Below are 16,132 nucleotides of genomic sequence, written 5' to 3' on the forward strand. Positions count from 1 at the left end.
TTAAATTCTAAGTAAGTAAATTTCCTTCATCATCCCATTCGGCAATGACGTTTCTTTTACTTTGGTCCACACATTTTGCAATCCATTCTGGATCATAGGCAACACCGTGTTGATCTAAAACGTCTTGCGGTACTCCGTCCCACACATTTGGTGTATTACCTTTATATCCTAAATCAGCAATTCCTACTTTAGATGTATAATAACCGGTGACCGTTAAACCACGCATGGTATAGAAAAATTGAATTTCCAATGGTTGTTCGCTCAATGGCTTTTCTGTATCATGCCAACAGATTTCATCACAAATCTGTTTTTTTTGTTCCAAAGTGGCCGACTTAAATTCCGTTCCAAATTCGGTATTACTTTTATGGTCTAACCACATTAGGCCACCTAATAAAATAGGACCCATTTCCGGTATATCCTTTCCCATAAATTCAACCAGCTCAGGCACCTCTGCCTCTATTGGTCCTCCATGTGGCTCTTTCGGGGGCAAAATAACCACACTTAAAGCAGCAATTGTTTCCATTTCATGCTCGTTAAATAATTGCTCGGCATTCAACTTTTCTATACGCTCTAATTCTGCCGGCGTTCTACCAAAGTACTTTTCACTAGTAGTGGCAATAGTTTCATCTATAGTTTCTCCACTTTCAGTCTTGCATGAATTGAAAACCAGACCGGTACCGGCTGCGGCACCTCCAAGTATTATAGTTTGTAAACTCTTTCTTCTATCCATCATACTAAATATTTTGTGCCTTTAGTTGCTCTATGATATAATCTGATGCTCTCCACGATAGCGCCATAATTGTCCATGTACAGTTTTTATCTGCCTGAGATACAAATACACCTGCATCTACGATAAATACGTTATCCGCATCATGTAATTGCTGAAACTTATTGGTTACCGATGTTTTTGGATCATCGCCCATTCTAGTTGTACCTACCTCATGAATAATTTCTCCTGGCTTATGAAGTCCGTAATCTTGATCTTTACCAGGTTTTTCTCCTAAATAATGACCGCCCATATTATGAATGATCTCTTCAAAAGTATCTTGCATATGCTTTGCCTGATTCTTTTCGTACTGAGACCATTTATAATTGAACTTTAAAACAGGAATACCGTATTCGTCTACCGTAGTCGGGTCTATTTCACAATAATTATCGATGTTGGCCAAACCTTCTCCTCGACCTCCAAAACCGATTACCGAACCGTAATATTTCTTTACATCGTCACGTAGGCTTTCTCCATAACCTCCAGATTTTAACCCAAAGTACTTGTTCATGGCATTTGGATCAAAACCGAAACCGTAGTTTGGCTGACTCATACCACCCCAAACTTCTATATGATATCCTCTTGGAAAATCTAATTTTGAATTATCTCCCCACCATGGTGAGTAAACATGCATACCACCTACACCGTCTTCATTATAAGAGGTTTTTCTATTCATTAAACCAGGAATAACACCCGCAGCACTTGCCCCGGTCGAATCGTGTAGATACCTACCTACCAAATTACTGCTATTGCCCAAGCCATTAGGGTGTTGCTTGCTCTTTGAGTTTAACAATATACGTGCAGAACTACATGCCGAAGCAGCTAGTACTACTACCTTACCCCTTAACTTGTATTCTTTTCTATCTTCTTTATTGATGTACGATACACCGGTCGCCTTACCTTCTTCATTTGTTGTAACCTCACGGACCATGGAGTTTACGAACAATTTCACTTGACCTCCACTTTTCTGTGCAGGGAAAATTAAACAGCTACCTGCAGAAAAATCGGCATATATTTGACAAGATCTACCACACTGCCCGCAATAGAAACAAACTCCACGGTCATTATTGATCCTTTTGGTCAACATTGAAAGCCTACCTGGTATTACCGGTATGTTAGCTTTCTTTGCCCCATTGATATAAAATAACTCATGTAATCTCGGTTTCGGGGGAGGAAGAAAGAATCCGTCAGGATCATTTTCTCTACCTTCATTGGTGCCAAATACACCTATTAGCTTGTCTAACTTATCATAATATGGCTTAACATCTTCATATCCTATTGGCCAGTCATCTCCATGACCGTCACGTGTTTTTCCTTTAAAATCTTTAGGTCCGAAACGTAATGAAATACGTCCCCAGTGATTGGTTCTACCACCAAGCATTCTTGCACGCCACCACTTAAATTCTGTTCCTTCCGCATGTGTATATGGCTCTCCTTCTACTTCCCAATCTCCCCAAGACATATCCCACTCGCCAAATGCTCTAGTTGTTCCTGCTCCTCTTCTAGGTGAATCATATGGTTGTTTTAATTGCGTCATGGTTTTTGGATCCGCCGGATCAAAAAATGGTCCCGCTTCTACAACAGCTACATTTAAACCTGCATCTGCCAACTGCTTGGTAGCCATACCACCACCTGCTCCTGAACCTACAATGATCACATCAAAGAGTTCTGAGGATTCTTTTATCTGCATAATTTGAAATTAGTTATTGATTACAATTTAACTATTTAATAAAATAACGACCCCCGTTTTTAGCTGAATAACATTGGTAATTGGACGGACGGATAATTTTTAAGCACTATACTTCATTTTTGTTAATTTAACCGCTCACTCTTAAATGTAGAAGCCGGTAAGCCCACACTATTGAACAATGTGGCTATATCAGTACTTCTCCAAGCGTACCGTACTGCAGTTGGTTTTTGTACCTCTTTTGCCCTGACTATTACTGTACCATTCTTCAATTTAGCCTTTGCCGGAAACCACTCTCCCTTTTTATTTGAAAGTTCAAAAAGCGCAATTTTATTCCCTTTATTATACAAGCCATCGGCATGACTAAAATGGACTTCTACCTGATTGCCATTAACTACGGAGCTTTTGTAAAGCGGACCATATACTTCTTGCCCTTGTAATTCACCAAAGTGGTCCTTAAGTGCAATATTCGCTAACCGCAAACCAACATCTTGTTTATTTAAAGGGTGAATATCTTCAATGGTACAGATATCACTGGTCATGGCCATTCCTGTATTTTTTAAGGACAATGCCCTTCGTTGCTGATCACGTACTATACCACCGGCAAATTCGTCATCATATTTATAAGGTGCTATCTGTACATAGTAAAATGGGAAATCGTTATTCCATTCATTGCGCCAAGAAGTGATCATATTGGTAAAAAGGTTTTGGTAGCTTTCTGCATTTGCAGTATTGGATTCCCCTTGATACCAAATAGTACCACCTATTTTGAATTTGGTCAACGGTGCAACCAAACCATTATATAGAACAGATTTCTCGGTGGTAACCCATTTGTTCGGTTTTACTTTCTTTTGGGCTTCCGCCAATTGGGGGTGTGCTTCAAAAACCGAAGCGGGTGTCCAGACTTCTGCACTTGTAGCGCCCCACGCATTATCGATCAACCCGATAGGCATATTCAATTCCTTTTGCAGTTTTCTTGCAAAAAAATAAGCGACAGCACTAAAATCTTGCATGCTTTCAGGCGTACAAGCCCTCCAAGTGCCACTTACATCTTCTTGTGGATATTTTGAAGTTCTCTTGGTTATGGAAAACAATCGAATATTGGGGTAGTTGGCATTTTCTATTTCAAAATCTCTATTCACTATTTTACTGTTGGCGCTCCATTCCATATTACTTTGACCGGAACATAGCCATACCTCACCGATCAATACATCTTTTAGAGTTATTTCATTAGCCCCACCTTTAAACGTAATTTCATAAGGTCCGCCAGCTTTGGGAGTTTGAACCGTGACTTCCCACTTTGCATCATTTCCTGTCTTAACATTTATCGTTACATCGTTCCAACTGGTAAAAACCGTGAATTCTTCATTTGGTTCTGCCCATCCATACAATAAAACATCGGTCTGTCGCTGTAAGACCATTGCATCGGTGAAAATTCCGGGTAATGTTATTTCTGCTTTTACTAAAGCTGTTGCTAAAAAACATATGACTATTAAGCTTCTACGTACATTCATTTGTTTGATGGTAATTTTGATTTAAATATACCTAAATATGTATCACATTGACAAATTCATAAACTATCATCAATAATTTTGTTGAATTTGTTATCTTGATTGTATTCTTTTAACATATTCAATAAAACCCTGATAATCAATTCTACATGCCTTCTACACCTAACCCAATGAACAGACGTAGTTTTATTAGAGCAACATCGGCTTCATTATTATTATCATCTTTTAGCTCATATGGCTTTGAATTTTTCGCCAATGAAAAACCTAAAAAAGTGGCACTCATCGGTACAGGATGGTATGGCACGGGCGATCTATTACGGCTTATTCAAATTGCCAATGTTGAAGTTGTATCGTTATGTGATGTAGATGAACACAATTTAAATATTGCTGCCAATTTGGTTGCCGAACGGCAGAAAAATGGCAAGAAACCAAAATTGTTCAGTAATTATAGAAAAATGCTGAAACTGCACCAATTGGATATTGTGCTCATTGGCACTCCTGATCATTGGCATGCCTTAACCTGTATCGATGCTTTAAAATCTGGTGCCCATGTGTATGTGCAAAAGCCAATAAGCGTAGATGTCATAGAAGGTGAAGCAATGGTAGCCGCAGCAAGAAAGTACAACAAAGTGGTTCAAGTTGGTACACAACGAAAAAGCACTCCGCATTTGATCGATGCCAAAAAACAGATTATTGATGCGGGATTACTAGGTACTATTGGTCATGTTGATTTATGTTGTTTTTATCACATGCGCGCAAATGGAAATCCGCCAATACAGGAGGTCCCAGATTATTTTGATTACGAAATGTGGACAGGTCCTGCACCCATGAGACCCTTTGACGGTCTACCACATAGAAGATGGTGGCGTACGTTTAGGGAATACGGAAACGGAATTATGGGAGATATGTGCGTTCATATGCTCGATACCGTACGCTGGATGCTTGATTTAGGATGGCCAAAGAGCATTAGTTCTGTTGGAGGAATTTATGTTCAGAAGGATGGAAAATCTAATATTTCGGATACACAGACCGCTGTTTTCGAGTATGACGGACTCAATTGCAACTGGGAACACAGAACTTGGGGCAACCCTGATGACCCTGAATATCCTTGGGCATTTAAAATATATGGAGAAAAAGGTGTTCTTAAAGGTGATGTAATGAAAGCGGAGTTTATACCTGTAGATGGTAGTGAGACTATTCGCTTTGATGTACTTTACGAAAAAGAAAAGTACCCTGAAGATCTCACTGAAAAAGATTTAGAATTACATGCTGCACCGGCTACACGTAGACATATGATAGATTTCTTGAATGCGATAAAAAACAACACCAAACCTGTTGCCGACATTGAACAAGGTCATATTTCATCTGCCAGCTGCATTTTAGCTAATCTTTCAATGGATTTAAAAAGACCTTTAGCCTATGATCCAAAAACTAGAACGGTGTTGAACGATCCAGAAGCTACTGCCCTATTACAGCGAGAATATCGTGGAGATTGGAAACACCCTCACCCAGATACGGTTTAAACTATTCAACCTTTTTTGTCGAATCTCGCACCAACAAACTCGTTTTTACCGTTTTAGTCTCGTAGGGCAAACCCGGATTTTTAATTCTGTTGATCAGTAATCTGGCTGTCTGCTCACCTATATATTTACCATGTTGACTTACCATGGTCAATGAAGGCGTTACATATTTAGACAACTGGCCGTTAGTAAAACCAATGATCGAAATATCATTGGGAACATTATAACCTCTTGCCTTAACCACTTGTAATACCTGTACAGCTATAAGCTCATCAATTCCTATAATTCCTTCTATCGTTTTGTAGTTCAATAAAAAAGACATCAATAAATCCAAATCGTCTTTAATAGTTAAATTAATGATTAACTTGGGATCGAAGGGAATACCGAATTCTTCAAGAGCCTTTTTATACCCCAAAAGCCTTAATTTACCTACACTTGAACTAGAAATAGGGTTTACTACCGCTATATTCTTACAACCAATGTTTATTAGATACTTAGTAATTTTATAACCCGCTTCAAGGTCATCTACCACTACTTTATCGCACTGCACATTATCAGATACCCTATCAAAAAGAACTACAGGGATATCATTATTGATTACATCTAACAAGGCTTCATGCTTATCTTCATTCTGACTTTCTTCAGCCAAAGACATAATTACTCCATCTACCGTACCCGCATCAAAAAACTCCAATGTTTTGGTTTCTTTGGCACTAGATTCATTGCTAATGCAACTAATAATATTATAACCACTCTCATTGGCTACTTTTTCTATACCATATAGCACCTGAACAAAGAAGTAGTTTAAAATATTAGGCACAACCACACCAATGGTCTTCGTGCTTTTGTTTAATAAATTAAGTGCCAACCTATTAGGCTTATAATGCTTTTCTTTTGCGTAAGCCTGTATTTTTAACTTCAGGTCGTTACTGATTTCGTAACTATCATTTATCGCTTTAGAAACGGTTGAGATAGATACGCCAAAATGAGCTGCTATATCCTTAAGGGTAACTTTTTTCATAATTATTACTGCAAAAGAACATATTTAAATTGACATTTAAAATATTCGTAAAAAGCAAAATGTCCCTAAGTTATTCACCTAGGGACAAACTGCTTCAATTTCAGTAAATACCAATTCCCATAAAGGAGACTATATCAACATAGTCATATGGCAATATTAATTATATGTATTGATTGATAATATTCTCAAACAATTCTTGCTTACCGCTCTTTAATTCCAACTCTCCGTTTTCTTTTGCGATATTGTAAAGATCTTTCAACTCTAGCTTGCCATTTTCAAAATCTTTTCCCTTACCAGAATCAAAAGAGCTGTATCTGTCTTCGCGTAGTTTATTATATGAAGATGATGCTATAATTTTATCTGCAGTGATCAGTGCTCTCGCAAAAGTATCGGCACCACCAATATGTGCGTGGAACACGTCTTCCAAATCGGTACTGTTTCTTCTAATCTTCGCATCAAAATTAATGCCGCCACCTTGTAAACCGCCGGCCGCCAAGAATACCAACATCGCTTCTGTTGTTTCTTGAATGTTATTTGGGAACTGATCGGTATCCCATCCATTTTGGTAATCTCCACGGTTGGCATCCATACTACCCAACATACCCGCTTTTGCGGCAACCGCTATTTCATGCTGAAAAGTATGTTGTGCCAATGTTGCATGGTTCACCTCTATATTCATTTTAAAATCGTTCTCTAAACCATATTCTTTTAAGAATCCAATGGCAGTGGCACAATCAAAATCATACTGATGCTTCATTGGTTCCATTGGTTTTGGCTCAATGAAGAAATTTCCTGTAAAGCCTTGGCTACGTGCATAATCTCTGGCCATGGCAAGAAACTGCCCCATGTGATCTACTTCGCGACCCAAATCTGTATTCAACAAAGACATATACCCTTCTCTACCGCCCCAGAAAACATAATTTTCGCCACCTAGGGCTATGGTTGCATCTAATGCCAGTTTTATTTGACCACCTGCTCTTGCCACTACGTTAAAATCTGGATTGGTAGAAGCACCGTTCATATATCTTGGGTTTGAGAAACAATTGGCAGTACCCCACAATAATTTCTTACCCGTTTCCTTTTGCTTCTCTTTTAAATAATCTGTAATCGTTGCCAACCTCTTTTCAGATTCAGCAAATGTTGGTGCTTCTTGAATTAAATCAAAATCATGAAAACAGTAGTAGTCAAATCCTATTTTCTCAAAAAATTCAAAGGCGGCATCTGCCTTGTCTTTTGCTGCCTGCACAGGATCCGATGATTTGTCCCATTCAAAACTTTGCGTACCAGGACCAAATGGATCTGACCCTTGACCACAGAACGTATGCCAATATGCAGTAGCAAACTTAAAATGCTCACGCATGGTTTTACCTGCAACTACTTGATCGGGGTTATAATATTTAAAGGCTAACGGATTATCAGATTCCTTGCCTTCAAACTTAATTTTTTCTATTCCTTTAAAATATTCCTTATTTGCCATTATGTTGATTTTATAAGTTGTTCAATATTATTTCAAGTTCAGTTTTCCATGTGGCATACGCTTCTTTATATGCCGTATTATCTTTCTTAGGGCTAAATGTCTTTACGTAATCATTATCTAAAATTGCCTTACCATATGCCTCAAAATCACCATTATGCAATTTTGCCGCCCTTGCCGCACCTATTGCTCCTGTAGTATTGTAAATTTCTATGTCATAGCCAATTAAAGTGGCTACCGTAGTAGAGAAAATCTCTGAACGAAATAGGTTGTCATTGCCGGCACGCATAACGTTTACTTTTATTCCGTCAGACTCCATGATTTCCATTCCGTATACGAATGAAAAAGCGATACCTTCCAATGCTGCACGACACAGGTGCCCCTTTCCATGATTATTAAGGTTAAGATTTACAATTCTGGTTCCTACCTCTTTACTTTTCAGCATTCTTTCCGCACCATTACCAAATGGTATCATTGCTACACCATCTGACCCAATAGGCACCTCATTCGCCAAGGTATTCATCTCGTCATAAGAGTCAACATCAAGATTATTCAATAGCCATCGGTATTGTACACCTGCCCCGTTGATACAGAGTAGTTTACCAATTCTAGCAGGTTTTCCTGGGGAGTAATTAACGTGGGCAAAATTGTTTACCCTAGAGCTTTCTTTTACCGAGAGGTTATCGGTAACCGCATATACCACACCCGATGTACCGCCGGTAGCGGCTACTTCACCAGGGTTAAACACATTGAGAGTCAAAGCATTATTAGGCTGATCACCGGCACGATATAGTATTGGTGTATCTGTAGACAAACCGCTTTCATTTGCACCTTTTTCATTAACTTTAGATTGTACTGAAAAAGTATCTACGATATCTGGAATCATGTCTTTCTCCAACCCGTAATGTTCCAAAATCAAATCGGCTATGCTATCTTTTTTAAAATCCCAGAAAATACCTTCTGATAAACCGGAAACGGTAGTGTTTACCACTCCCGATAATTTATAGGCGATGAAATCGCCCGGGAGCATCATTTTATAAATCTGCGCGTAAATTTCGGGCTCATTTTCTTTGACCCATTTTAATTTTGAAGCTGTAAAATTAGAGGGGCTATTTAGCAAATGGGTATCACACATACCGGATCCAATTTCCTCATAGGCTTGTTGACCAATGTCAACTGCCCTACTATCGCACCAGATTATAGATTTTCTTAGCGGATTTCCCTCCTTATCAATAAGCACTAGACCGTGCATTTGATATGATATACCTATACCAGATATATCAGATTTTTTAATTTTTTCTTGTACACAAAGCTTATCGATACCACTACAAACATAGCGCCACCAATCTAACGGACTTTGTTCTGCCCAGCCATTTTTTATAGCTTCCATAGACATTTCCGTCTCTGGTTCAGTAACTACACCAATGCTTTTTCCCGTTGATGCATTTACCAGGGCAATCTTAATAGAAGAGCTTCCGATATCTAATCCTAAGTGGTACATAAATACTATAAATTGGTTTGCTGTAATAAGTTAAACCAAAAATAAGTACTATCCTTAGCAATAGATATTTAGGCTACGAAAAATTATCGCAATGCAAATTAACAGTATTAACCACCATTAACTATTTGAATACAATAAATTGATATTCAGATACTTAAAAATGTTTTTGAAATTAATTTATTTTCGAAAAGGTTTTCGTATTAGCCTTAAAATCAATCTACAAGAAATAATAATTTAATATTCCTCTAATTGATTTTGAAGCTGCTCAAGTTTTGAAAGCGCCTCTGATTTTGAATTAACATCGAGCTTTAAATAAATATTCTGAATGTGAAAATTTACGGCACTAGGTGTTACAAACAACTTTTGCGCGATCATTTTATAGGTAGCACCTTGACATAGAAAATCTACGATCTGGTTCTCGCGTTCAGAGAAAAAAGCAAAGGTTTTTCTGTGAAAATTGCTAATGATCTTTTTTACGATATCATTGCTCATTGCCGCGCCTTCTTTTTCCATACTTCTAAGTGCATGTTCTAACTTATCTAAAGTCAAAGGCTTTGTCAAGTACCCATTCGCTCCTTTTTTAAAAGCGTTTTTAATGACATCAAAATCATTGATTTCACTGAACATAACAATTTTGATCTCCCAGTCTTTCTTTTTAAATAGTTTGATGGCATCTACGCCGTTCATATCGTTCAATTCTATTTCAGAAAGTACAATTTGGGGTCTTGTAAACTTAAAATCTTTGATGGCATCTTTAGCCGATGCATAACTACCCACTACTTCATAACCATCAATTTCTTCAAAATGATTTCTATATACGCTATGTAGTGAGGTGTCTTTTTCTAAAACGATTATTCTTATGCTTGAATTTTTCATAATCTCCATAGTTTTTTGCAACCAATATTCCTTTTAAAGAACAATGACCTGCGTTAGTTTTTAATAATTTCGAAAACCTTCAAAAGGTTAAAACCACTAAACAACAGATATGTAGATGAACAGATAGCCTAAACCATAGGTTCAATTTTACACACCATTAGACAAACGTCGCCTTAAAGAGCAATCAAAAATTGATTGAACTTTGTTTGTGTTCAGTTAAAAAATCTAATCGAAAAACGGATTACCGCCAGCGAGTTAATTCATAAAACCGAGGCGTTTGCCAAACTGTAGATCTATGAGATTTTTGAGTTCTAAAAAAATAGAAAACTTGTTTAAAAAAAGATGTGTTTTAAAATGGGGATTGTGTAGGTAATTCTCATTCATGGTTGTGGGGGGATTTGGGGTTATACAATTGGGTTTGAATCTTTTTGGTGATTGAAATATATAAATTAAAGCTATATACCCGTTGAAAACATCAAATTTTTCGTTCAACTACCAAAATTTCTTAAAAAACAAGGTAATTCGTCGATAGTTAACGTATAGTTAAAACCGAGAATCACCACCAATGTAAACCAAATAATAAAGGAGGGGCCCCAGTCATCCCCCCGGATAACACCCCTCCTTTTATTGACAATTCAAATCAACCATAAAACCTTAGGAAATTATGGATACTCAATTCATTATTCTATACTTATATAATCATCTTCAAAAGTATTGGATGCCGTTGCCGTTGCTTCGTTCACTTGCATGATCCATTTCTCTTGATTGTATTTTCCGTTTAAATCTGTACTTGCAGCCATTTGTGCTTCATTCTTGTAATCATAATCTGCCAAGTATACATAGTACAGTCCATTTTCTTTGTTATAAAATTGCTTAGGGTCTAATCCTTTTTCACGTAAATCTTTCATAAAAGCATTCATATACTTTGTTTGGCTGTATACGTTTGCAATAACATAGTAACCAGAATTCATATCTATGACATCTGAATCTACTAACATTTTTACCGGTAATTCTTTAAAATTATCTCTTGTAGATGGCAGTTCTTTAAAGTTAGCCCTTCTTGAAGATGTTGTTGTTGACGCTGTAGAAGTTGCCGTAGCACCTGTTGCAAAAGCATCTGCAGGTTCCGTTACAAAATCGATGGCATCATCTACCAAATCATTGTTTGCATAAGAGGTGTTTTCCTCTACGCTAAAGTCTTGTAAAGAGTTTTTAATGGTCGTATCAATATCATTACGCAACATTCTTACAATTAACTCAAATCGTTCTTCAAAGGCGGCTATTCTCTCGCTTTCAATTGAATCTTGACGAAGAATCAATTCATCTAAAATAATTTTGTTTTCATATGCTAAACTACTTTCGGATACCGAAGTATTAGCTGTACTTTCTTGCTTTCTTCTACTCGACTTTCTGGCACTATCTCGCTCTTCTATAAGGTTGGCTATTTGCTCTTCATAATTTCTAACGATATTATCTATTTGATTATCCGATGAGTTATCCGCAACCGAAATAGCCAAATCATCGTCTTTAAACTTGTACGCTAATGTGATCTCGTGGTTCCACCCCAGGTTGGCATCATCACTTGATAAATCCTTCTCCATTAAATATCCCAAAGACATTTTTTCACTTAGGTTGAAACCAACCCCTGCGGCTACTCCGTATTCTTCATCTACCGTGGTCTGTAACCAACCATATTTAGGCATATCCAATAATAAAGAACCAAAATAATAAAGGCTTCCGTCATAATTTTGCCCTACTTGAGCCATTGGCATTAAACGGGCATTTTCAAAAAGACCTCTTGAATGCTCAAATGAATGGGTATACTGTACCGATGCCTTTACACTCTTTGTAGATAAATCGGTCAAAAACTCGTTCGTTGTTTGATTGTATTTTATTAAATCTTCTGCGTACAAACCAAAATCGAAACTACCCAGTGTTAAGTTGATACCCGGTTGCACCGCAATTTTACTTTCTTTTCTAGCATCTGCTATCTCTGGATCGTCTTCACTAACTACGACCCTATTCTTATCTAAACCTTGATTAAAGTAGGTAACGTTAGTACCAAATGTCAATACCGATTTTTCACCTAAACGAACTGATGAAGCGTAATTGGCATTGAAACCAAATTCTTGTACCACACCAGACCACTGACTGTACACACCTATACCAACTGCCGTATGGTCATTTAATTTGTTGCTGAACCCTAGAAAATAGTTTTGACTATTATCATCAAAAGTGGCATATTGATTTCTATGTAGAATATTTAAATATGATTTGTTCTCACGTACCAAAGAGAATGTTGGGTTTATAAAAAACCTATTGAAGAATAATTGGTTGTGGTAGGTACTACTGGAGCCTAAGTTTGCATTGGTTTCTTGACCTTTTATTGTTTGGACAAGAGCCAATAAAAATAAAGCAATAAGAAAACTACTGATTTTATACGGACTTTCCATAACGTTTGATTTTAATGATTAGAATTGAAATTGTCTATGAATTGGGGGAAATGAATAATGGGTGGTTATTCATCTTCAAATACAGAACTAGAATACTGCATTTGCTTTTCTGAGTTAAATGCTTCTAAGAAGCGATCATCTCTATCTTTCTCGTTAATTGGCTTATCGTTTAAATTAAAAGCTACATTTTGTGCATGCTTACCTTTCCCTATTCTGTTGGATACCACATAACCGGAACCATCACCTTGTAATAAGTTTACCGAGTATTCATCATAAGAGCTGTTGATTGTATTTCCCATGTTTACCGCAAGTCCGACGCTGCGTTGACCAACTTCTACCATGTAAACATCGAGACCGCCATAACCGTCTCTTCCATCAGATGCAAATACTAGACTTCCATTTGAAATTGGGTTTGGGTGCATATCATTTTTAGCAGTATTCACTTTTTCTCCTAAATTCTTTGCCTGACCTAATGTGCCATTTTTTTGAATGGTAGCGACATAAATGTCATACTCCCCGAATGTACCTGGCATGTTAGATGCAAAGAATAAACGACTTCCGTCCGGTGACACTGCAGGGTGCATTGCGGAATAATCTGCCGGGCAAACCGCTACTTCCGTAATTTTTTTCCATTCGCCGCCTACTTTATCAGCTTTATAAATTTTATGTATCTCCTTTTTCTTGGAAAACATACCGGTTACGGGCTTGCGGTATACGGTTTTACTATAGTATGCCGTTCTACCACCATTGGTCAATGCCACCGGTGGGGCATATTCACCAGATGTTTTTGCCGGTACCTTAGTGTTAGATGCAAACTCGCTACTTACTTGGTCGTCATCCCACGGTAAAAAATTTCTTCTGTTGTTAGAGGTAAGACGTGAAGGAATTACGTTACGGGTCATCTTGTAATCATCCTTAACCAATTCTGTCCAGTTTTCATCGGCAATTTCATTTTGCACTTCTTTGCCTAATTGCGAAACGGCATGATCAAATCTCTTCTGGTAACTTTTCTTTAAAGTACCATCCTCAGAAATTTCCATAAGCCTACCATACCAATATAATGCGTTCTCATACTTTTTGGTCAGGAAATTGGCATTGCCCAGGTCTTCAAAGATTTCTTCATCTGAATAACCAAGTGATTTTAATTTGTTGTAGTTCTCTGCTCGGTTAGAAACTTCTGTAACCTTTCTTTCAAGAAAACTGGTTGAAGAATCGTTGTAGGCCAAATCTTGGCCATAACCCATGGTCGCCATGCAGGCAAACAAAAGGCTAATTTTAATTGAATTGATCATAATACTAGATTTTGGGATTTCATACTCCAAAGGTCTAGCAACTCATTCAATTGATTATTAATAAAAATTCATAGGTTTTGATATCATTTGTAAATCAATAAATTTAATTAATCCACATAATCAATTTAAAATCAGATATTTACATTTAAAATCGATACTATTTAGATACCTGTTTATTTTTTTTCTTTTCAGAATAATAAGTATAACCTAAATATGCCAATTGTAGACCAACAGCCGCCATCTTCAACTTTCTACTTTTCACTAACATTTTTGCAACTCCGAATAATGGTGATAATCTCATAACTTTTATTTTTTTTGTTTAAAAGCAATGTAGCCACAAGCCCGAATTTAACTTAGCTCTATCCATTGAAAATGTGTACTAAATGCCTTCAACAAATACCATTTATAAGAGCATTGGGGTTTTATGGCATACAGCTAAAGTACTATTGTATATAGCTAAGAACTACCACTAATTGCACATATCTTAGTATTGTAAAATTGTATAACAATAGGCAGTAATGCCTACTAAATTTAATATTATGAATAACGATATAAAGAAAATTGAAGATAGTCTTAAAGACTTGGTAAGTAAAAACGAAGATGCAATCAAAGGTTTTGAAAAAGCATCTGAAAATTCGAAGGATGTTGGTATTAAAAGTTACTTTGAGAAGAAAGTAGTAGACCGTATGCAGTTCTTAAGAGAATTAAGAGCAGCTGTACCAGAATTGGATTTAGGCCGTGTTGAAATTGAAGGTAGCGCAGCCGGAACCTTACACAGAACATGGATGGATATTAAAGCATTTTTTGCAGATGACAATGACGAAGCAATGTTAGAAGAAGCTGTTAGAGGTGACAAAGCCGCTATTAATGATTATGATAATGCATTGGCAGAAACCATGATGCCACATCGCCTAAAAGAAATCATTAGAGCACAGAGAAATGAATTACAAAACGCTTTGGAAACTAGTGAAGTTTTAGAAGATCACAGATAAGATTAGATATTTACAGAAAGTAAAGCCCTTGCAATTGCAAGGGCTTTTTTATTCTTAAGAATTAACTAATTTATTTTTTCTTCTAGATTTTTCAGCTCTTTTTTTCTTTAACCAGTTCTTATAGAACTTTTTACCGAAATATAGTATCAATGCTTTTTTCATAACTCGATATTAATACGTTTTCATTTTTTCCTTTCGTTTCTTCAATTGTCTTTGAAGTTCACTTATTGATTCGTTGACCGACTCTTCAAAGTTTTGATTGCTGGCTTCCGCAAAAATTCTGGGACCAGGCAGACTTAAACGAATGTTACAGATCATTCCAGTTTCATCAGAAGAAGTATTCTCTTGCTTTAGAAAAACATCCGCTCTTATAATGTCGTCAAATTTTGCGTGTAACTTTTTAAGTTTCTCCTCGGTATAACTTTCTAATCTTTCACTAGCTGTTACACCGTCATACTCATATATTATTTCCATAAATTTTCTCTTTTAATCGCAATGCGATATGAATTTTAAAAGAGGCTTTTTCAAGCCACAACAACTGCAACTTGAAAATGCCCCCTTATCTTTTTTTACCTACGTTTTACTTATCTACATTTACCATCCAACCTATACCAAAACGATCGGTACATCTACCAAAATGTCCCCATTCGCGCTCTCTAAATTCGTGATGTACTTGACCGCCACTTGATAAATCATTAAATAACTGCTTACCATCATCTAAATCATCTAAATCAACACTCATGTTAATTTGATTACCATTGTTAAGCGGTGTATCTGGTGACGCATCATATGCCATAAAATGTACACCCTTTCCTTTCAATTCAGCGTGTTGCAGCTTCTCTCTATAAGAAGATGGTACATCTATTTTCTTATCCTCGTAAGTCTGTTTGTTTTTAATCTCTGCGTTGAACAGATTTGCGTAGAAGTTCAAAGCTTCTTGACAATTACCGTTAAATGCTAAATATGCTTGTATTTTCATGATATATTGTTTTTATACAATTTACCCAATATCAACCTGTAGCCTTACCTTAAAAACTAC

The 16,132-nt window shown here is 36.9% G+C and carries 14 protein-coding genes; 2 read left to right on the forward strand and 12 right to left on the reverse strand.

Going from position 1 to position 16,132, the window contains the following annotated elements; translation table 11 throughout:
* Window positions 1-7: 7 nt before the first annotated feature.
* The 3 genes from DCS95_RS04155 to DCS95_RS04165 form a co-directional block, all read right to left on the reverse strand.
* On the reverse strand, window positions 8-730 hold the full coding sequence (locus tag DCS95_RS04155; RefSeq protein ID WP_116770143.1) for a gluconate 2-dehydrogenase subunit 3 family protein: 723 nt from the start codon (window positions 728-730) through the stop codon (window positions 8-10).
* Window positions 731-734: 4 nt separating this feature from the next.
* Complete coding sequence (locus DCS95_RS04160; protein WP_116769557.1) at window positions 735-2,456, reverse strand: GMC family oxidoreductase; 1,722 nt, start codon at window positions 2,454-2,456, stop codon at window positions 735-737.
* A 122-nt stretch (window positions 2,457-2,578) separates the two neighbouring features.
* On the reverse strand, window positions 2,579-3,967 hold the full coding sequence (locus DCS95_RS04165) for a sialate O-acetylesterase (RefSeq protein WP_116769558.1): 1,389 nt from the start codon (window positions 3,965-3,967) through the stop codon (window positions 2,579-2,581).
* 167 nt (window positions 3,968-4,134) lie between these two features.
* Between DCS95_RS04165 and DCS95_RS04170 the strand changes: the two genes are divergently transcribed.
* On the forward strand, window positions 4,135-5,487 hold the full coding sequence (locus DCS95_RS04170; protein WP_244178370.1) for a Gfo/Idh/MocA family protein: 1,353 nt from the start codon (window positions 4,135-4,137) through the stop codon (window positions 5,485-5,487).
* Window position 5,488: 1 nt separating this feature from the next.
* Here DCS95_RS04170 and DCS95_RS04175 read toward each other — a convergent pair whose 3' ends face one another.
* The 7 genes from DCS95_RS04175 to DCS95_RS20175 form a co-directional block, all read right to left on the reverse strand.
* Complete coding sequence (locus DCS95_RS04175; protein WP_244178371.1) at window positions 5,489-6,505, reverse strand: LacI family DNA-binding transcriptional regulator; 1,017 nt, start codon at window positions 6,503-6,505, stop codon at window positions 5,489-5,491.
* Between the two features lie 160 nt (window positions 6,506-6,665).
* The gene (gene xylA / locus DCS95_RS04180; protein WP_425269148.1) at window positions 6,666-7,982 is read right to left on the reverse strand and encodes a xylose isomerase; all 1,317 of its coding nucleotides are present in this window, start codon (window positions 7,980-7,982) and stop codon (window positions 6,666-6,668) included.
* A 10-nt stretch (window positions 7,983-7,992) separates the two neighbouring features.
* Complete coding sequence (locus tag DCS95_RS04185) at window positions 7,993-9,480, reverse strand: xylulokinase (RefSeq protein WP_116769562.1); 1,488 nt, start codon at window positions 9,478-9,480, stop codon at window positions 7,993-7,995.
* 234 nt (window positions 9,481-9,714) lie between these two features.
* Window positions 9,715-10,356, reverse strand: a complete 642-nt coding sequence (locus DCS95_RS04190) for a response regulator transcription factor (RefSeq protein ID WP_116770144.1) — start codon at window positions 10,354-10,356, stop codon at window positions 9,715-9,717.
* 680 nt (window positions 10,357-11,036) lie between these two features.
* Window positions 11,037-12,809, reverse strand: coding sequence for a PorP/SprF family type IX secretion system membrane protein (locus tag DCS95_RS04195; protein WP_116769563.1), 1,773 nt, complete (start codon window positions 12,807-12,809; stop codon window positions 11,037-11,039).
* Between the two features lie 65 nt (window positions 12,810-12,874).
* Window positions 12,875-14,101: a TolB family protein gene (locus tag DCS95_RS04200; protein WP_116769564.1), complete on the reverse strand. Its 1,227-nt coding sequence runs from the start codon at window positions 14,099-14,101 to the stop codon at window positions 12,875-12,877.
* Between the two features lie 157 nt (window positions 14,102-14,258).
* The gene (locus DCS95_RS20175) at window positions 14,259-14,402 is read right to left on the reverse strand and encodes a hypothetical protein (protein ID WP_159301561.1); all 144 of its coding nucleotides are present in this window, start codon (window positions 14,400-14,402) and stop codon (window positions 14,259-14,261) included.
* Between the two features lie 238 nt (window positions 14,403-14,640).
* Here DCS95_RS20175 and DCS95_RS04205 point away from each other — a divergent pair, with 238 nt between their 5' ends.
* Window positions 14,641-15,093, forward strand: a complete 453-nt coding sequence (locus DCS95_RS04205) for a ferritin-like domain-containing protein (RefSeq protein WP_159301562.1) — start codon at window positions 14,641-14,643, stop codon at window positions 15,091-15,093.
* 171 nt (window positions 15,094-15,264) lie between these two features.
* Here the strand turns inward: DCS95_RS04205 and hpf are convergent, their stop codons facing one another.
* Both hpf and DCS95_RS04215 read right to left on the reverse strand, forming a co-directional pair.
* Window positions 15,265-15,567, reverse strand: a complete 303-nt coding sequence (gene hpf / locus DCS95_RS04210; protein ID WP_116769566.1) for a ribosome hibernation-promoting factor, HPF/YfiA family — start codon at window positions 15,565-15,567, stop codon at window positions 15,265-15,267.
* A gap of 106 nt (window positions 15,568-15,673) precedes the next feature.
* Window positions 15,674-16,072 (reverse strand): VOC family protein, encoded by a 399-nt coding sequence (locus DCS95_RS04215; protein WP_116769567.1) that lies wholly within the window; start codon window positions 16,070-16,072, stop codon window positions 15,674-15,676.
* Between the last annotated feature and the right edge of the window lie 60 nt (window positions 16,073-16,132).

Source organism: Maribacter litoralis, assembly GCF_003075045.1.
Taxonomy (GTDB): Bacteria; Bacteroidota; Bacteroidia; order Flavobacteriales; family Flavobacteriaceae; genus Maribacter; species Maribacter litoralis.

What these genes read in the sequence shown, in the direction of transcription:
- DCS95_RS04155 (WP_116770143.1), bottom strand. Translation starts at nt 730, where the DNA reads ATGGATAGAAGAAAGAGTTTACAAACTATAATACTTGGAGGTGCCGCA.
- DCS95_RS04160 (WP_116769557.1), bottom strand. Translation starts at nt 2,456, where the DNA reads ATGCAGATAAAAGAATCCTCAGAACTCTTTGATGTGATCATTGTAGGT.
- DCS95_RS04165 (WP_116769558.1), bottom strand. Translation starts at nt 3,967, where the DNA reads ATGAATGTACGTAGAAGCTTAATAGTCATATGTTTTTTAGCAACAGCT.
- DCS95_RS04170 (WP_244178370.1), top strand. Translation starts at nt 4,135, where the DNA reads ATGAACAGACGTAGTTTTATTAGAGCAACATCGGCTTCATTATTATTA.
- DCS95_RS04175 (WP_244178371.1), bottom strand. Translation starts at nt 6,505, where the DNA reads ATGAAAAAAGTTACCCTTAAGGATATAGCAGCTCATTTTGGCGTATCT.
- xylA (WP_425269148.1), bottom strand. Translation starts at nt 7,982, where the DNA reads ATGGCAAATAAGGAATATTTTAAAGGAATAGAAAAAATTAAGTTTGAA.
- DCS95_RS04185 (WP_116769562.1), bottom strand. Translation starts at nt 9,480, where the DNA reads ATGTACCACTTAGGATTAGATATCGGAAGCTCTTCTATTAAGATTGCC.
- DCS95_RS04190 (WP_116770144.1), bottom strand. Translation starts at nt 10,356, where the DNA reads ATGAAAAATTCAAGCATAAGAATAATCGTTTTAGAAAAAGACACCTCA.
- DCS95_RS04195 (WP_116769563.1), bottom strand. Translation starts at nt 12,809, where the DNA reads ATGGAAAGTCCGTATAAAATCAGTAGTTTTCTTATTGCTTTATTTTTA.
- DCS95_RS04200 (WP_116769564.1), bottom strand. Translation starts at nt 14,101, where the DNA reads ATGATCAATTCAATTAAAATTAGCCTTTTGTTTGCCTGCATGGCGACC.
- DCS95_RS20175 (WP_159301561.1), bottom strand. Translation starts at nt 14,402, where the DNA reads ATGAGATTATCACCATTATTCGGAGTTGCAAAAATGTTAGTGAAAAGT.
- DCS95_RS04205 (WP_159301562.1), top strand. Translation starts at nt 14,641, where the DNA reads ATGAATAACGATATAAAGAAAATTGAAGATAGTCTTAAAGACTTGGTA.
- hpf (WP_116769566.1), bottom strand. Translation starts at nt 15,567, where the DNA reads ATGGAAATAATATATGAGTATGACGGTGTAACAGCTAGTGAAAGATTA.
- DCS95_RS04215 (WP_116769567.1), bottom strand. Translation starts at nt 16,072, where the DNA reads ATGAAAATACAAGCATATTTAGCATTTAACGGTAATTGTCAAGAAGCT.